The organism is Pseudomonas sp. TSO6, from assembly GCF_056098905.1.
This window is the reverse complement of sequence record NZ_JBLZWV010000054.1, coordinates 1-17,298: the sequence shown is the minus strand read 5'-3', so window position 1 is coordinate 17,298 and position 17,298 is coordinate 1. Positions and strand designations below refer to the sequence as shown.

Sequence of the window (17,298 nt, the reverse complement as noted above, 5' to 3'; positions counted from 1 at the left end):
CCGCATCGCGGCCCCAGGATTTCAGCCACTCAGCTAGCATCGCTGGGGCCGCTCTGCGGCCCTATCGCGACACAAGGCCGCTCCCACAGCCCTACAAGGCTGCCGTTGTCGTTATAATCCCCGCCATTCCGTACACCCCACAGGTTTCATGCGCTTGGACATCATCGACACCGCTGCCGCCGAATCCGCGGCCGAAGGCTACTCCCGAATCGCCCTGGGCGTGGAATACAAGGGCGCCCGCTACCGCGGCTGGCAGCGTCAGGCCAGTGGAGTGCCCAGTGTCCAGCAAGCGCTGGAACAAGCGTTGTCCAAGGTCGCCAACGAACCGATTTCGGTGATCTGCGCCGGGCGTACCGATGCCGGCGTGCATGGCTGCGGGCAGATCGTGCATTTCGATACCCGCGCCGTACGCGACGAGCGCGCCTGGACCCTGGGCACCAACTTCAACCTGCCGCACGACATCAGCGTGGTCTGGTCGCGGCCGATGCCGGCCGACTTCCATGCCCGCTTCAAGGCGTGTGCCCGGCGCTACCGCTACGTCATCTACAACGACCCGATCCGCCCGGCGCACCTGGCCGAGGAAGTGACCTGGAACCACCGCCCGCTGGATGTCGAGCGCATGGCTGAAGCGGCGCAGTTCCTGCTTGGCACCCACGACTTCAGCGCCTTCCGCGCCAGCCAGTGCCAGGCCAAGTCGCCGATCAAGCACATCTATCACCTGCGCGTTACCCGCCATGGCCAGATGATCGTGCTGGACGTGCGCGCCACCGCCTTCCTGCACCACATGGTGCGTAACATTGTCGGTGTGCTGACAGCCATCGGCGCCGGCGAGCGCCCGGTCACCTGGGCGCGTGAAGTGCTGGAAGGGCGCGACCGCCGTGAAGCCGGGGTCACCGCCCATCCGTACGGGCTTTACCTGGTCAAGGTGGAGTACCCCGAGGAATATGTGCTGCCCCAGCGTTACATCGGCCCACACTTTTTGACCGGCTACGAAGCGTTGGCAGACTGACGGACGAAAAGCCATTTGCTAACATCCGGCCTTTCACCGTAACAATCAGGGTTCGCTGTCCATGAGCAATGTTCGCAGCAAGATCTGCGGGATTACCCGTATCGAAGACGCACTGGCCGCTGCCCAAGCGGGTGCCGATGCCATCGGCTTTGTCTTCTACGCCAAGAGCCCGCGGGCCGTGGACGTGCGCCAGGCACGGGCGATCATTGCCGAGTTGCCACCGTTCGTGACCACGGTCGGGCTGTTCGTCAACGCTTCGCGTTGCGAGCTGAACGAGATCCTCGAAGTGGTTCCGCTGGACCTGCTACAGTTCCACGGCGATGAAACCCCGCAAGACTGCGAAGGCTACCACCGCCCCTGGATAAAGGCCCTGCGTGTGCGCCCGGGCGATGACCTGGAGGCGGCCTGCCAGCTTTACGCAGGGGCCCGCGGCATATTGCTGGACACCTACGTGGCAGGCGTGCCCGGGGGAACCGGTGAAGCGTTCGACTGGTCACTGGTGCCGGCACACCTGAGCAAGCCCATCATCCTGGCGGGCGGGCTGTCGGCCGATAACGTCGGCCAGGCCATTGCCCAGGTGCGGCCTTATGCGGTGGATGTCAGTGGTGGCGTCGAACAGGCCAAGGGCATCAAGGACGCGGCGAAAATCGAGGCCTTCATGCAGGCGGTGAAACAGGCGTGATGGCAGATGTGACGGCTGGCTGCGCGCCATCGTCCATAGCTTTCGCAGCCCTGCGGGGCAGCCGCCGGTGGCGGCACAACAACACATTAGCGGTGGAGTGGCACGCTGGAAGCCCCGGCGGCCGGTCCATCATCGTTTCATAAAAGATTTTGAGCTCAAGGGCAGGGCAGGGCCGGTGAAGCCGAACCCCGCTTGCCAATACTGGAGAAAGAAAGCATGAGCAACTGGTTAGTCGACAAACTGATCCCTTCGATCATGCGTTCCGAGGTGAAGAAGAGCTCGGTGCCTGAGGGCCTGTGGCACAAGTGCCCGTCCTGCGAGGCCGTGCTGTATCGTCCGGAGCTGGAAAAAACCCTGGATGTCTGCCCCAAGTGCAACCACCACATGCGCATCGGCGCACGTGCGCGCATCGATATCTTCCTCGACGCGGAAGGCCGTGCCGAACTGGGTGCCGACCTGGAGCCGGTCGACCGCCTGAAGTTCCGTGACGGCAAGAAGTACAAGGACCGCCTGACCGGCGCCCAGAAGCAGACCGGCGAAAAAGACGCGCTGATCTCCATGAGTGGCACCCTGATGGGCATGCCGATCGTGGTCAGCGCCTTCGAATTCTCGTTCATGGGCGGCTCCATGGGGGCCATCGTCGGCGAGCGCTTCGTGCGTGCGGCCAACTACGCCCTGGAACACCGCTGCCCAATGGTCTGCTTCTCCGCTTCGGGCGGTGCGCGCATGCAGGAAGCGCTGATCTCGCTGATGCAGATGGCCAAGACTTCGGCCGTGCTGGCGCGCCTGCGCGAAGAAGGCATCCCGTTCATCTCGGTGCTGACCGACCCGGTGTACGGCGGCGTTTCCGCCAGCCTGGCGATGCTCGGCGACGTCATCGTCGGTGAGCCAAAGGCCCTGATCGGCTTTGCCGGCCCGCGTGTGATCGAGCAGACCGTCCGCGAGAAGCTGCCAGAAGGCTTCCAGCGCAGCGAGTTCCTGCTGGAGCACGGTGCTATCGACCTGATCATCTCCCGTGGCGAACTGCGCCCGCGCCTGGCCCGCCTGCTGGCGCAGATGACCGGCCAGGAAACCCCGGAGCAAGCGCGTGAGGCGGCTGCCGTCGCGTGATGAAACAACGATCCCTGGGCGAATGGCTCGCCTACCTCGAGCAGTTGCACCCCTCGGCCATCGACATGGGCCTGGAGCGGTCGCAGAAGGTGCTTGCCCGGCTGGCGCTGGGCAAGCTGGCGCCACGCGTGGTGACGGTGACCGGCACCAACGGCAAGGGCTCGACCTGCGCCTTCGTGGCCTCGCTGCTGCGCGCCCAGGGGCTCAAGGTCGGCGTGTACAGCTCGCCGCACCTGTTGCGTTACAACGAGCGGGTAGTGATCGATGGCCAAGAGGCCAGTGATGAGCGCCTGTGCGAAGCCTTTGCCGCCGTCGAGGCGGCGCGGGGCGAAATTTCCCTGACCTACTTCGAGATGGGCACGCTGGCCGCGTTCTGGTTGTTCTACCAGTCGCAGCTGGATGCCGTGGTGCTGGAAGTGGGCCTTGGTGGCCGCCTGGACACCGTGAACGTGGTGGATGCCGACCTGGCCCTGGTGACCAGTATCGGCGTCGACCATGTCGATTACCTGGGCGATACTCGCGAGCTTGTGGCCTTCGAGAAGGCCGGCATCTTCCGCGCGGGCAAGCCGGCCCTGTGCGGTGACCTGGACCCGCCGCAGCCGTTGCTGGACAAGGCCGCCGAACTGGCAGCGCCGCTGTTCCTGCGCGGTCGTGACTTCGATCTGGCCAGTGCCGATGGCAACTGGAGCTGGCGCGGTACGGCGGCTGATGGTGCGCAGGTAGAGCTGCGTGACCTGCCTTTGCTTGACCTGCCCATGGAAAACGCCACGCTGGCCCTGCAGGCTTACCTGCTGATGGGGCTGCCGTGGGATGCCGCGCAGGTGCGCCAGGCACTGCTGGATACCCGCATCACCGGCCGCCTCGACCGCCGCCTGCTGAACTGGCAGGGCAAGCCGGTGGAGCTGCTGCTGGATGTGGGGCACAACCCCCATGCAGCGGAGTACCTGGCCCGGCGCCTGGCGGCCCGGCCGCTCAAAGGGCGTCGCCTGGCGGTATTCGGCCTGCTCGGTGACAAGGACCTGGACGGCGTTGTCGCGCCGCTGCAGGGCCTGGTCGGCGACTGGGCCGTGGCGCCCCTGGATACCCCCCGCAGCCGCCCGGCTGCGGAACTGGCTACGGCCTTGACGAACCTCGGTGCTGCGGTGAAGTCTTATGTCAGCGTCGATGCCGCCCTTGAAGGGCAATGCGCGCAGGCGACGGCGGATGATCAGATCTTGCTGTTCGGTTCGTTTTTCTGTGTTGCCCAGGCGCTGGAGTGGCTGGAGCGGCACGCCCAGGAGGGTGGAGTAGATGGCAGTGCTGGATAAAGGGATGAAACAGCGCATGGTGGGTGCGCTGGTGCTGGTGGCGCTGGCGGTTATTTTCCTGCCGATGCTGTTCACCCGCGAGGACGAGATGCGCCAGGTGCACGTCGAAGCCCCGCAGGCACCGGCCATGCCAAGCCTGCCAGAAGTGAAAGTGGACCCGGTCGCCGTGCCGGAGCCGCAGGTCATTCCTGAAGAGCCGCAGCAGCCACCGGTGGTGGTCGACGAGTCCACTGCGCCGGCCGCTACGCCCAGCCAGCCAATCACGCCATCGCCGCAGACCCAGGCGCAGGTTCAGCCGGCCAAACCGCAGGTCCCGGCAGCCAAGGTTGAGCCCAAGCCGGCGGCCACCCCGGCACCTGCCACGGCAGTGGCCAAGCCAGCTGCCCCCTCGAAGATCGACGTCAATGGCTTGCCTGTCAGCTGGTCCATCCAGTTGGCCAGCCTGTCCAACCGTGCCGGTGCCGAGAAGCTGCAGCAAACGCTGCGCAGTCAGGGCTACAACGCCTATATCCGCTCGGCGGGCGGGATGAACCGGGTGTATGTCGGGCCGTTGATCGAGCGGGCCGAAGCCGAGCGCACGCGCGACGCCATCAACCGCCAGAACAGCCTCAAGGGCTTTGTGGTGCGTTTCCAGCCAGAACGCAGCTGATACCCAGTAGCGGCCTTGCTGGCCATTCGCGGGTAAACCCGCTCCCACACGATGTGCGCAGACCATGATGTGGCGCGGTCCCTGTGGGAGCGGGTTTACCCGCGAATCGCCCAACACCAATCCACCCCACATTCCGCTTACTCCCAGCCCGTCGCTCTGGTAAAATGCGCCGCCTCAAACGTATGCAGGCAGCACCGTGGCATTTACCTTGGTTGATTGGGCGATCATCGCGATCATCGCCGTCTCCACACTGATCAGTCTCAAGCGCGGCTTCGTCAAGGAAGCCTTGTCCTTGCTCATCTGGATCATTGCCGGTGCGGTTGCCTGGATGTTCGGTGGTTCGCTCTCGGTGTATCTTGAGAGCTATATCCAGACGCCATCGATGCGCGTCATCGCCGGCTGCGCCATTCTTTTCGTCGCCACCTTGCTGGTGGGGGCCATGGTCAACTTCCTCGTCGGCGAGCTGATCCGTGTGACCGGGCTGTCCGGTACCGATCGTTTCCTGGGCATGGCCTTCGGCGCCGCGCGCGGGGCCTTGCTGGTAGTGGTGGCCATAGGCCTGATCAGCCTGGGGCCGGTTCAACAAGACACCTGGTGGCAGGAATCACGCCTGATACCACAATTTCTCTTGGTCGCCGACTGGTCGAAAAACCTGATCCTTGGTTTTACCGGCCAGTGGTCGCCCAGTGGGTTGATCAGCGCTCCGGCTGATCTTCCGTTCAAGGAACAGTTGCTCGGTCCGTCCCGGCCCTGAGCGCTATTCACTCAAGTTTCGTCAAAGTAGGGGTTGCGTCGCATGTGTGGCATCGTCGGTATCGTCGGTAAGTCGAACGTCAATCAGGCGCTGTATGACGCGCTTACGGTCCTCCAGCACCGCGGCCAGGACGCTGCCGGTATCGTGACCAGCCATGACGGCCGGTTGTTCCTGCGCAAGGATAATGGCTTGGTGCGCGACGTCTTCCAGCAGCGCCACATGCAGCGCCTGGTAGGCAGCATGGGCATTGGCCACGTGCGCTACCCGACTGCGGGCAGCTCGACCTCGGCCGAGGCCCAGCCGTTCTACGTCAACTCGCCGTACGGCATCACCCTGGCCCACAACGGCAACCTGACCAACGTCGAGCAGTTGGCCAAGGAGATCTACGAGTCCGACCTGCGCCACGTCAACACCAACTCCGACTCGGAAGTGCTGCTGAACGTGTTTGCCCATGAGCTGGCAGTGCGCGGCAAGCTGCAGCCGACCGAAGAAGACGTGTTCGCTGCTGTTTCCCACGTGCACAGCCGCTGCGTCGGCGGTTACGCCGTGGTGGCGATGGTCACCGGGTACGGCATCGTCGGTTTCCGCGACCCCCACGGCATCCGCCCGGTGGTGTTCGGCCAGCGCCACACCGACGAAGGCGTGGAATACATGATCGCCTCGGAAAGCGTGGCCCTGGACGTGCTCGGCTTCACCCTGATCCGCGACCTGGCGCCGGGCGAAGCGGTGTACATCACCGAAGAAGGCCAACTGTTCACCAAGCAGTGCGCCGAATCGCCAAAACTGCAGCCGTGCATTTTCGAGCACGTCTACCTGGCGCGCCCGGACTCGATCATCGACGGTATTTCGGTGTACAAGGCCCGTCTGCGCATGGGTGAGAAACTGGCCGACAAGATCATGCGCGAACGCCCGGAGCATGACATCGACGTGGTCATCCCGATCCCGGACACCAGCCGCACTGCCGCGCTGGAGCTGGCCAACCGCCTGGGCGTCAAGTTCCGCGAAGGCTTCGTCAAGAACCGCTACATCGGCCGTACCTTCATCATGCCCGGCCAGGCCGCGCGCAAGAAATCGGTACGCCAGAAGCTCAACGCCATCGAACTGGAATTCCGCGGCAAGAACGTGATGCTGGTGGACGACTCGATCGTGCGCGGCACCACCTGCAAGCAGATCATCCAGATGGCCCGCGAAGCCGGTGCCAAGAATGTCTACTTCTGCTCCGCAGCCCCAGCAGTACGCTACCCCAACGTCTACGGCATCGACATGCCGAGTGTTCACGAACTGATCGCCCACAACCGTACCACCGAACAAGTGGCCGAGTTGATTGGCGCCGACTGGCTGATCTATCAGGACCTGCCAGACCTGATCGACTCGGTCGGTGGCGGCAAGATCAAGATCGACCACTTCGATTGCGCGGTGTTCAACGGTGAGTACGTCACCGGCGATATCGACGATGCCTACCTCGAGCGTATCGAGCAGGCCCGTAATGACCTGGCCAAGGTCAAGAACCAGGCCGTCAGCGCGATCATCGACCTCTACAACAACTGATTCAGGGAGCGACGGCATGACGGATCAATGGGATGCCGGGCGACTGGACAGCGACCTCGAGGGTGTCGGTTTCGACACCCTGGCGGTGCGCGCCGGTCAACACCGTACACCCGAGGGCGAGCACAGCGAAGCGCTGTTCCTGACCTCCAGCTACGTGTTCCGCACGGCCGCCGACGCGGCCGCGCGCTTTGCCGGTGAAACGCCGGGCAACGTCTATTCGCGTTACACCAACCCGTCGGTGCGTGCCTTCGAGGAGCGTCTGGCGGCCATGGAAGGCGCCGAGCAGGCCGTGGGCACCTCCACTGGCATGGCAGCCATCCTGGCCGTGGTGATGTCGCTGTGCAGCGCCGGTGACCACGTGCTGGTGTCGCAGAGCGTGTTCGGCTCGACCATCAGCCTGTTCGAGAAGTACTTCAAGCGTTTTGGCGTGCAGGTGGACTACGTGCCACTGGTCGACCTCGGCGGCTGGGAAAAGGCCATCAAGGCCAATACCAAGCTGCTGATCGTCGAGTCGCCGTCCAACCCGCTGGCCGAGCTGGTCGATATCACCGCGCTCAGTGAAATCGCCCATGCGCGCGGTGCCATGCTGGTGGTGGACAACTGCTTCAGCACCCCGGCGCTGCAGCAGCCACTGAAGCTGGGTGCCGACATCGTGTTCCACTCGGCCACCAAGTTCATCGACGGCCAGGGCCGTTGCATGGGGGGCGTGGTTGCCGGCCGTGCCGATCAGATGAAAGAAGTGGTGGGCTTCCTGCGTACTGCAGGCCCGACGCTCAGCCCGTTCAATGCCTGGATCTTCACCAAGGGCCTGGAAACCTTACGCCTGCGCATGCGTGCCCACTGCGAAAGCGCCCAGGCCCTGGCCGAATGGCTGGAGCAGCAGGACGGCGTGGAGAAGGTGCATTACGCCGGCCTGCCCAGCCACCCGCAGCACGAACTGGCCAAGCGCCAGATGAGTGGCTTTGGTGCGGTGGTGAGCTTCGAGGTCAAGGGCGGTAAAGAGGGCGCCTGGCGCTTCATCGACGCCACCCGGGTGATTTCCATCACCACCAACCTGGGTGACAGCAAGACCACCATCGCCCACCCGGCCACCACCTCCCACGGCCGCCTGTCGGCGCAGGAGCGTGAAGCCGCCGGTATCCGCGACAGCCTGATCCGCGTTGCCGTGGGCCTGGAAGATGTGGCTGACCTGCAGGCTGACCTTGCACGCGGGCTGGCCGCACTGTGATGGAAATCCGCGGCAGTACCCCGGGCCAGAATGGCCGGGTAGCCTTGGTCACCGGTGCCGCGCGCGGCATCGGCCTGGGCATTGCCGCATGGCTGATCTGTGAAGGCTGGCAGGTGGTGCTGAGCGACCTGGACCGTCAGCGTGGCGGCAAAGTGGCCAAGGCCTTGGGCGACAACGCCTGGTTCATCACCATGGACGTCGCCGACGAGGCCCAGGTCATTGCCGGGGTGTCCGAAGTGCTTGGGCAGTTCGGTCGGCTGGACGCGCTGGTGTGCAATGCCGCCATTGCCAACCCGCACAACCAGACGCTGGAAAGCCTGAGCCTGGCACAGTGGAACCGGGTGTTGGCCGTTAACCTCAATGGCCCGATGCTGCTGGCCAAGCATTGTGCGCCGTACCTGCGTGCGCACAACGGGGCCATCGTCAACCTCACTTCTACCCGGGCGCGGCAGTCCGAGCCCGACACCGAGGCCTACGCAGCGAGCAAGGGCGGCCTGGTGGCCTTGACCCATGCCCTGGCCATGAGCCTGGGCCCGGAAATTCGTGTCAATGCAGTGAGCCCGGGCTGGATCGATGCCCGTGACCCGTCGCAGCGCCGTGCCGAGCCGTTGACCGAGGCCGACCATGCCCAGCACCCGACGGGCAGGGTAGGCACCGTGGAAGATGTGGCGGCGATGGTTGCCTGGCTGTTGTCGCGCCAGGCGGCGTTTGTCACCGGTCAGGAGTTTGTGGTCGATGGCGGCATGACCCGCAAGATGATCTACACCTGAGCTCGGCGCTGTAAGGGAAGGGGACCGAAAGGTCCCTTTTCTGTTTTTGCTTTTTTTGAAAAAAATTCAATGGGGCTATTGACTTAGCTTCGCCACCTGCGTAAATTTCGCGGCCTCAGAGAAGCAAACGCAACAAGCAACATCGCGAGGGTGATTAGCTCAGCCGGGAGAGCATCTGCCTTACAAGCAGAGGGTCGGCGGTTCGATCCCGTCATCACCCACCACTTCCTGAGAAGTTCCTGGTGCAAAGGTTTCGCAAGAAGCCGATAGCCAGAGAGGAACGCACTGCGCAGCGGTAGTTCAGTCGGTTAGAATACCGGCCTGTCACGCCGGGGGTCGCGGGTTCGAGTCCCGTCCGCTGCGCCACTTTTCAGTAACAGATGGGTGCCATGCACCGGTCTGAAGCCACAAGGCAAAATGCCTTTGGCTGATCCCAGTTTCAATCAGGCGCAAGCCTGAACGATACGCAGCGGTAGTTCAGTCGGTTAGAATACCGGCCTGTCACGCCGGGGGTCGCGGGTTCGAGTCCCGTCCGCTGCGCCATCTTCGTTTCAAGGTCCCTAGAACACCTTGAAGCAAACACAAGAGAAGCGATCCTGTTGTCGCTTTTTTTGTGCCTGCCCTGAGGCCATTGCGCCGGAAGGGTAGACCCAGGTTTCAATCGGGCGCAAGCCTGAATGATACGCAGCGGTAGTTCAGTCGGTTAGAATACCGGCCTGTCACGCCGGGGGTCGCGGGTTCGAGTCCCGTCCGCTGCGCCATCTTAGCCTCAAGGCCCCTTGAACGCCTTGAAGCACGAAAAAAGCGACCTTCGGGTCGCTTTTTTCGTTTCTACGGCTGGAAACCCCCGGCTTTACCCAGATTTACACCAACCTGACAGACTCTTCACCGACCAATGGTTCCTGTGCCTGCCTGCTGTGTTGCACAATAGGCACCTTCTCGACTTACCCGGAATTCGCAATGACCAGATCTTCCGTCTTTGGTGCGCTCGGGCTGGCCCTGGTGCTGGCGGGGGTGGCCGGTTGTTCCTCGAAAAAAACCGCCGTGTACGAGCACGAGAACTTCGATGACTCGGGTACCTTCTCGCGCAGCTTTCCGGTGAGCGATGCCGGCTCTTGCGAGGCCGCCCGGCGTGCCTTGCTCAGCCAGGGCTACATCATCACCAACAGCGGCGCCAACCAGGTGGTGGGCAACAAGAGCTTCCAGCAGAACAGCGAGAACCATCTGCAGATCAGCTTCAACGTGACCTGCGCGCCGGATGTGAGCGACGAGCAGCGTTCGACCATGTTCGCCAACGCCCTGCAGGACCGTTACGCGCTGAAAAAGTCCAACACCTCCGCCAGCCTTGGCGTGGGCGTACTGGGTTCGGTATCGATGCCGATCGGCTCCAGCGACGACTCGATGGTCAAGGTGGCCAGCGAAACGGTGACGGCGGCGCAGTTCTATGACCGGTATTTCGCCCTCGTAGAGAGCTACCTGCCCAAGCCCAAGCCGAAGAAGGTCGAAGAGGCCAAGGTCGAGGCGCCCAAGGTACAGAAACCCGCGGTGGAACTGGGGCTGCCGGAGCAGGCAGCTGCGAACCCGGTGGCACCTGCCCCGGCGCCGGAAGCCGTACCTGTGGCGCAAGTTGCACCAGCGGCTGCGGCCGTTGCCCCGGCCAGTGAAGCAGCAGCGGCACCGGTGGTGAATGATAGCCAGGGCTCGCAGCCGGTCGCGCCGCCGGCCGAAGCAGCGCCGATTCAGGTGCAGCAGGAAGCCCAGCCTGCCGAGGCCGCGTCGCCTTCCCTTTGACTGTTTGCCTGTACCGGCCTCTTCGCGGGTTTTACCCGCGAAGAGGCCGGTACAGGCTGTAAACATTCCCTGTTACAGACACCCCGCGATAACTTCCTGAACACCTGCTACGTTTACCACTCATAAGCTTGTCATCATCTCTTCATCCCACCTGCCTAGGCTGAAGGTGATACCTACGAAGACAAAACGAGCAAAGAGGACGCAGGGCGATGGATGAATACCAGGAAGAACTACTCGAAACCCAGGCTTACGAACTGGACACCCCGGAACCGGCTGAAGACGCTACCGAGCTTTAGCCCGCCCGCCGCTGGCTGCGGCGGAACTCCCCCGGCGTAAGGCCCGTCCAGCGCTTGAACGCGCGCTGGAAGGCCTCGGCCGAAGCAAACCCCAACAGATAGGCAATCTCGCCAAAGGCCAGCTCCGTGTCACGGATATAGGTCTCGGCCAGGTCGCGCCGCGTTTCATTGAGCAAGTCGCGAAAGCGCGTGCCTTCCTCGGCCAGCTTGCGGCGCAGGGTCCAGGTGGGCAACTGCAGGTGCAGCGCCACTTCTTCCAGGTCCGGTTCACGGCCGCCATTGAGCAGCGGGCCCAGCAGGTGAGTAATGCGCTCACCCAGGCTGCGCACCCGCGTAAGCTGCTGCATTTGCGCCTCACACAGCTGCAGCAGGTGTTGCCAGGTGCTCGGGCAGTGCCTGGGGTTGGCCAGCTGCAGTGTGGCGCGGCTCAGGCGCAGCTGGTTGCCCTCGGCCGCGAACTGCACGGGTGCGCTGCACAGCGCCTGATAGCGCGCCGCATAGGGGGGCGCGGAAAATTCGATGTCCAGGCGCTCGGCCTGCACCGCTGTGCCAGCCAGATCGGCAAGCTGCGCCAGCCAGCCGGCAAGCAGTGAATCGACCACGAAGCGGTTGTAGGCGTTGTAGGGGCTGATGGAGTAGAAGCGCAACCAGGCGCCTTGGGCATCTTCTTCGAAGCTGGAATGGCCACGGTAGTTGGCCGCATACAGTGGCTCGAAGCGCAGCAGGGTGCGCGCCGCATCGCCCAGGGTCGGCGCCTGGGCGGCGGTGACCCCGGCCAGGCCGGCATGCGCCAGTCGGCTCAGGCGCCCCATGTGCAGGCCCAGCGCGGCCTCGCCACTCAGCTCGATGGCGGCGTGGCCCAGGTGCATGTAACGGGGGATCGACAAGCGCGCGCCAGCTTCGGCAAGGCGGGGCGCATCCAGACCATAGCGGCGCAGCAGCGGTTCGGGGTCGTGCCCCAGTTCGCGCAGGGCCTCTGTCAGCGGCTGAACAAAGCCTACCGAAAGCTCGCCCAGGCGTACGCGGGGGCGGGCCATGGGCCTACAGCCACAGGTTCAGCAGGCGAGCGCCATGGCTGGGGGTACCCGCCAGCAACTCACCCGACTGGCGGGCAAAGCCCTGGCCGTCGCTGGCCTGCTCCCAGAACTGCCCGCGCATGAACACGCTCATGCTGCTGACGCTGCCCCCTGCGGCCTCGGTCAGGCGTTGCCAGGCGCTCTGTTCGCTGACTTCGCCACGTTGCAGGGGCAGCCCGGCGCTGGCCTCTTGGTGGCGATTGCCACGCCATGGCGCTTCCCAACTGCCCTTGCCGCTGAGGAATACCGGGTTGGCGATCAGTTGTACCGCTTGTTGTGCCAGTTGCTGATGGTTTTCCGGGTACCAGCTGTCACTGCCCACCAGTACACCCAGGCGCCCGGCAGGGGTTTGCACCACTTGCAGGGGTTGTTGGCGGCCATCGTGGACATAGCGGCGCATTTCACTGTCGGGGAACTGCTGGCGCTGTGGCTGGCCCAGCAGTGAGCCATCACCGGCAAACACCAGGCTGCTATTGAACAGCGGGCCACTGCCGGCGTGCAGCACGCCCTGTTTCACGTAAGGCGCAGGCAGCACGATGGAGCCAGCCACCAGGGTGACGCCAAACTCCTTGGCCAGCCCGCCGAACAGCTGTTGGTAGTCCGCGGCCATCTGCTCGGCCTTCATGCGCAGGTGTGCATCCGCGCGCCAATCGTCGCCGTCGGCACGCAGCATGGCCAGGCCGTAACGCAGCGGGTTGCTCAGCTCCAGCCATTGCAAGGCCTCGCGGCTTTGCGTGACCTGATATAGCTCGTTCTTTTCCCCGCGAGCCCATAGCCAGGTACCGATGTGCTCCGGCAGCACCACCACCGTGCGCGGGCTCACCAGGCCCTGGGCGCGGGCCTGCTCCAGATAGGCTGCCAGCTTGCGGTGAAGGCGTTGCAGGTTCTGGTAGTCGCCTGGGTACAGCAGCGGCTCGACGCCCAGCAGGTTGCCGTGCTCGCCCGGTACGCCATGGTTGAGTGCCAGCTCGATGCGCAGGTCGGAAAGGTAGTGGCCTTCCGGGCGCTGTTGGGTCCACAAACCGTAGCCGCAGAGGGAAGCGATCATCACCAGCGCCAGGGCGCTTGCCAGGAGTTTTCGCATGGAACAGGACGACGCCTTAAGAAACGAGGGTTCCCTAGCGTAGTCCTGCTGTTCGTCAGGATCAATAACTTGTCAGTTTCGATCATTGAGCCAATTCAAACGGCTGTTTAATGTCGCTGGCAGACAAACGACGAGCCCCGCCGACCGGTGAGGTGCCCGCATACCGTGATCACGCCACCAGGGGACCTTCCATGGCCGCCGACCGCTACCCGCACCTGCTCGCTCCGCTCGACCTGGGCTTCACCACTTTGCGCAACCGTACCTTGATGGGCTCGATGCACACCGGCCTCGAAGAGCGCCCCGGCGGCTTCGAGCGCATGGCTGCGTACTTTGCCGAGCGCGCCCGGGGCGGCGTCGGCCTGATGGTCACTGGCGGCATTGCGCCCAACGATGAAGGCGGGGTGTATTCCGGCGCGGCCAAGCTCAGCACCGAGGAAGAAGCCGACAAGCACCGCATCGTCACCGAAGCGGTGCACGCCGCCGGTGGCAAGGTGTGCCTGCAAATCCTGCATGCCGGGCGCTACGCCTACAGCCCACGGCAGGTGGCACCTAGCGCAATCCAGGCGCCGATCAACCCGTTCAAGCCCAAAGAGCTGGACGAGGAGGGCATCGAGAAACAGATCGCTGACTTTGTCAATTGCGCGGCGCTGGCCCAGCGCGCCGGCTACGACGGCGTCGAGATCATGGGTTCGGAAGGCTACTTCATCAATCAGTTCCTGGCTGCCCATACCAACCACCGCACCGACCGCTGGGGCGGCAGCTACGAAAACCGCATGCGCCTGGCGGTGGAAATCGTCAGCCGAGTGCGCGGCGCCGTAGGGCCGAATTTCATCATCATCTTCCGCCTGTCGATGCTCGACCTGGTCGAGGGTGGCAGCACCTGGGACGAGATCGAGCTGCTGGCCAAGGCCATCGAGCAGGCCGGCGCGACCTTGATCAACACCGGCATCGGCTGGCACGAAGCGCGTATCCCGACCATTGCCACCAAGGTGCCGCGTGCGGCATTCAGCAAGGTCACCGCCAAGCTGCGTGGCGTGGTGAGCATTCCGTTGATCACCACCAACCGTATCAATACGCCAGAAGTGGCTGAAGCCGTATTGGCCGAAGGCGATGCCGACATGGTCTCGATGGCCCGGCCGTTCCTGGCCGACCCGGACTTCGTCAACAAGGCAGCGGCTGGCCGCGCCGACGAGATCAATACCTGCATCGGCTGCAACCAGGCCTGCCTGGACCATACTTTTGGCGGCAAGCTGACCAGCTGCCTGGTCAACCCGCGTGCCTGCCACGAAACCGAGCTCAACTACCTGCCAGTACGGGCAGTGAAGCGCATTGCCGTGGTCGGCGCCGGCCCGGCCGGTTTGGCAGCGGCCACCGTGGCAGCCGAGCGTGGCCACGCGGTGACGCTGTTTGACGCCGCCAGCGAAATCGGCGGCCAGTTCAACGTGGCCAAGCGGGTGCCGGGCAAGGAGGAGTTCTTCGAAACCCTGCGCTATTTCCGCCACAAGGTGAAAAGCACGGGCGTGGACCTGCGCCTGAATACCCGTGTCGACGTACAGGCGTTGGTGAGCGGCGGCTACGACGAGATCATCCTGGCCACTGGCATCGCACCGCGTACCCCGGCCATCCCAGGTGTCGAGCATGCCAAGGTGCTCAGCTACCTGGACGTGCTGCTTGAGCGCAAGCCGGTGGGCAAGGCGGTTGCGGTGATTGGTGCGGGTGGCATCGGTTTCGATGTGTCCGAGTACCTGGTGCACGAGGGCGTGGCCACCAGCCAGGACCGTGAGGCGTTCTGGAAGGAGTGGGGCATCGATACCCGTCTTGAGGCGCGTGGTGGTGTGGCCGGGGTCAAGGCCGAGCCGCATGCCCCGGCGCGCCAGGTGTACCTGTTGCAGCGCAAGAAGTCCAAGGTGGGTGATGGCCTGGGCAAGACGACCGGCTGGATTCACCGCACCGGGTTGAAGAACAAGCGGGTGCAGATGCTGAACAGCGTCGAGTACCTGGGTATCGACGATGCCGGTTTGCACATCCGCGTGGCGGACGGCGAGCCGCAGGTGCTGCCGGTGGACAACGTTGTGATCTGCGCCGGGCAGGACCCGCTGCGTGAGCTGCAGGACGGCCTGCTGGCGGCGGGGCAGTCGGTGCACCTGATTGGCGGGGCCGATGTGGCGGCCGAGCTGGATGCCAAACGGGCGATCAACCAAGGTTCAAGGTTGGCGGCGGAACTCTGAGATTGCTGGGGCTGCTTTGCAGCCCTTCGCGGGCTTGCCCGCTCCCACAGGGATAGCGCACGCCTGAAGCCAGCGCCAAACCTGTGGGAGCGGGCAAGCCCGCGAACGGCCGCACAGCGGCCCCAGGATTTCGCTGGTAAACTCGCACGATGCTTTTCGACTTTCCTCAAGCGCCCCTGCAACCCCTGAACCTGCCTTGGCTGGCAACTGCCAAGGTCGAGGCCGCCATCCTGCGGCTGGACCTGATCGACCCACTGGTCAGCGGCAACAAGTGGTTCAAGCTTCGCCATCACCTGCAGCAGGCCAGCTTCAGCAAAGCCCCGGGCCTGATCAGCCTCGGCGGCAACCACTCCAACCACCTGCACGCCCTGGCCGCCGCCGGCAAGCGCTTAGGCTTCGCCACCGCCGGCCTGCTGCGGGGTCACGCTCAGGAAACACCTACGGTGCGTGACCTTCAGGCGCTGGGCATGGAGCTGCACTGGCTGGGCTACGGGGGCTACCGCGCGCGCAACGAACCCGGATTCTGGGGGCCCTGGCAGGCACGCTACCCAGGCTGGCATTGCATTCCTGAAGGCGGCGGCGGGCCGGCCGGTGCGCAGGGCTGTGCCCTGATCATGGAACAGGCACGCGCGCAGATCACGGCACTGGGCTGGCCGGGCTACGATGCCTGGTGGCTGGCTGCTGGAACGGGTACTACCTTGGCTGGCCTGGTGCTGGCCGAGGCGGGTGCACATGCCGTACATGGCGCACTGGCTGTGCCCAGGGATCAGGGTGTGCCGGACGCGGTGGCAGCATTGGCCGGTGCGCACGGCTACCAGCTACACGACGCTTGCCGTGGCGGTTTTGGCAAATTCGACGATGATCTGCTGGCCTTCGTCGCCGAGTGCGAGCTGCACAGCGGTGTACCGCTTGAAGCCCTCTACACCGGCAAGGCCCTGCTGGCCTTGCGTGATCAGGTCGAGGCCGGGCTGTTCGCGCCCGGCACCCGCCTGATCGTGGTACACACCGGTGGCCTGCAGGGCCGGCGAGGTTACTTGTAGGGCAGCATGCGCAGCAGCGTGTTGTCACGCTGCACATAGTGGTGGTACAGCCCGGCCACCGCGTGCAGGCCGATCAGCCAGTAGCCCCAGCTGCCCACGCGTTCATGCCAGCCTTTGATGAACTTGGCCTGGTCCGGGTCCGGACCGATCAGGTGCGGCAGCTCCAGGCCGAAGAACGGCACCGGTTTGTCGGCGGCGCTGAGGATCAGCCAGCCGGCCAGCGGCATGCCGATCATCAGCAGGTACAGCGCCAGGTGCATCAGGTGCGCAAGGCCGTTCTGCCAGGCCGGCGGCTTGGGCACGATGGGCGGGGTAGGGCGGCTCAGGCGCATGGCCAGGCGCAGCCAGACCAGCACGAACACGCTGAGCCCGAGCATGAAGTGCAGGTCCTTCATCAGGTTGCGTTCGGCACTGTCCTTGGGGAACAGGCCGCGCAATTCGATGAGTGCATAGACAGCGGCCAGCAGCACCAGCATCAGCCAATGCAGGGCGATGGACAGGCGCGCGTAATGGGTCGTGGGGGTGGATGAAACCATGATCGGTCCTCGTCATCAGGTCAAAATGGCGCTCTTGCTGGCGCTCAGGTACCACTGTAGTGGTTACCAGAAACAAATCTTTGCGCTAGGTCTGTGAAAATTGTGTTGCCAGCAACGGCCCTATCGCCGGCAAGCCAGCTCCCACAGGTACGACGATGAGCCTGGGGCCTGTGCAGTACCTGTGGGAGCT

The 17,298-nt window shown here is 64.2% G+C and carries 15 protein-coding genes and 4 tRNA genes; 16 read left to right on the top strand and 3 right to left on the bottom strand.

Translation table 11 applies throughout. The annotated features are described in order from the left end of the window. Window positions 1–148: 148 nt before the first annotated feature. From truA to ACN6NG_RS21665, 14 genes are all read left to right on the top strand, one after another. Entirely contained in the window at window positions 149–1,009 is an 861-nt protein-coding gene (gene truA, locus ACN6NG_RS21730) for a tRNA pseudouridine(38-40) synthase TruA (protein ID WP_016500863.1), read from the top strand. A gap of 61 nt (window positions 1,010–1,070) precedes the next feature. Further along, entirely contained in the window at window positions 1,071–1,691 is a 621-nt protein-coding gene (locus ACN6NG_RS21725) for a phosphoribosylanthranilate isomerase (RefSeq protein WP_059395455.1), read from the top strand. A gap of 216 nt (window positions 1,692–1,907) precedes the next feature. Beyond that, window positions 1,908–2,801 carry an acetyl-CoA carboxylase, carboxyltransferase subunit beta gene (gene accD, locus ACN6NG_RS21720; protein WP_009686024.1) on the top strand — a complete coding sequence of 298 codons (894 nt, stop codon included), beginning with the start codon at window positions 1,908–1,910 and terminating at the stop codon, window positions 2,799–2,801. After that, window positions 2,801–4,108 carry a bifunctional tetrahydrofolate synthase/dihydrofolate synthase gene (gene folC / locus ACN6NG_RS21715; protein WP_474316143.1) on the top strand — a complete coding sequence of 436 codons (1,308 nt, stop codon included), beginning with the start codon at window positions 2,801–2,803 and terminating at the stop codon, window positions 4,106–4,108. Before accD ends, folC begins: the two co-directional genes overlap by 1 nt. Further along, window positions 4,092–4,757, top strand: a complete 666-nt coding sequence (locus ACN6NG_RS21710) for an SPOR domain-containing protein (protein ID WP_063425029.1) — start codon at window positions 4,092–4,094, stop codon at window positions 4,755–4,757. Before folC ends, ACN6NG_RS21710 begins: the two co-directional genes overlap by 17 nt. 196 nt (window positions 4,758–4,953) lie before the next feature. Beyond that, window positions 4,954–5,511 (top strand): CvpA family protein, encoded by a 558-nt coding sequence (locus tag ACN6NG_RS21705; protein ID WP_016500859.1) that lies wholly within the window; start codon window positions 4,954–4,956, stop codon window positions 5,509–5,511. A gap of 42 nt (window positions 5,512–5,553) precedes the next feature. Continuing rightward, window positions 5,554–7,059: an amidophosphoribosyltransferase gene (purF, locus tag ACN6NG_RS21700; RefSeq protein ID WP_016485526.1), complete on the top strand. Its 1,506-nt coding sequence runs from the start codon at window positions 5,554–5,556 to the stop codon at window positions 7,057–7,059. Window positions 7,060–7,075: 16 nt separating this feature from the next. Further along, a complete protein-coding gene (locus ACN6NG_RS21695; RefSeq protein WP_063425033.1) occupies window positions 7,076–8,287 on the top strand; it encodes an O-succinylhomoserine sulfhydrylase in 1,212 nt (403 codons plus the stop codon). Then, window positions 8,287–9,057 (top strand): SDR family oxidoreductase, encoded by a 771-nt coding sequence (locus ACN6NG_RS21690; protein WP_162465283.1) that lies wholly within the window; start codon window positions 8,287–8,289, stop codon window positions 9,055–9,057. The genes ACN6NG_RS21695 and ACN6NG_RS21690 overlap by 1 nt, the downstream gene beginning before the upstream one ends. A 148-nt stretch (window positions 9,058–9,205) precedes the next feature. Further along, window positions 9,206–9,281: transfer RNA gene (locus ACN6NG_RS21685), tRNA-Val, on the top strand. Between the two features lie 65 nt (window positions 9,282–9,346). Continuing rightward, a tRNA-Asp gene (locus ACN6NG_RS21680) sits at window positions 9,347–9,423 on the top strand. 100 nt (window positions 9,424–9,523) lie between these two features. Beyond that, window positions 9,524–9,600, top strand: a tRNA-Asp gene (locus tag ACN6NG_RS21675). Between the two features lie 141 nt (window positions 9,601–9,741). Then, a tRNA-Asp gene (locus ACN6NG_RS21670) sits at window positions 9,742–9,818 on the top strand. A gap of 199 nt (window positions 9,819–10,017) precedes the next feature. Then, on the top strand, window positions 10,018–10,848 hold the full coding sequence (locus tag ACN6NG_RS21665; RefSeq protein ID WP_063425035.1) for a DUF2242 domain-containing protein: 831 nt from the start codon (window positions 10,018–10,020) through the stop codon (window positions 10,846–10,848). 292 nt (window positions 10,849–11,140) lie between these two features. Here ACN6NG_RS21665 and ACN6NG_RS21660 read toward each other — a convergent pair whose 3' ends face one another. After that, entirely contained in the window at window positions 11,141–12,181 is a 1,041-nt protein-coding gene (locus ACN6NG_RS21660) for an AraC family transcriptional regulator (RefSeq protein WP_258909402.1), read from the bottom strand. Between the two features lie 4 nt (window positions 12,182–12,185). Continuing rightward, the gene (locus ACN6NG_RS21655; protein ID WP_353456892.1) at window positions 12,186–13,304 is read right to left on the bottom strand and encodes a nitrilase-related carbon-nitrogen hydrolase; all 1,119 of its coding nucleotides are present in this window, start codon (window positions 13,302–13,304) and stop codon (window positions 12,186–12,188) included. A 191-nt stretch (window positions 13,305–13,495) separates the two neighbouring features. Between ACN6NG_RS21655 and ACN6NG_RS21650 the strand changes: the two genes are divergently transcribed. Both ACN6NG_RS21650 and ACN6NG_RS21645 read left to right on the top strand, forming a co-directional pair. Continuing rightward, a complete protein-coding gene (locus ACN6NG_RS21650; protein ID WP_474316137.1) occupies window positions 13,496–15,532 on the top strand; it encodes an oxidoreductase in 2,037 nt (678 codons plus the stop codon). A gap of 149 nt (window positions 15,533–15,681) precedes the next feature. Then, the gene (locus tag ACN6NG_RS21645) at window positions 15,682–16,572 is read left to right on the top strand and encodes a 1-aminocyclopropane-1-carboxylate deaminase/D-cysteine desulfhydrase (RefSeq protein WP_474316134.1); all 891 of its coding nucleotides are present in this window, start codon (window positions 15,682–15,684) and stop codon (window positions 16,570–16,572) included. On the opposite strand, the gene ACN6NG_RS21640 is transcribed toward ACN6NG_RS21645, so the two are convergent. Beyond that, complete coding sequence (locus ACN6NG_RS21640) at window positions 16,563–17,108, bottom strand: cytochrome b (RefSeq protein ID WP_197898805.1); 546 nt, start codon at window positions 17,106–17,108, stop codon at window positions 16,563–16,565. The two genes, ACN6NG_RS21645 and ACN6NG_RS21640, sit on opposite strands and share 10 nt — an antisense overlap. Window positions 17,109–17,298: the final 190 nt, after the last annotated feature.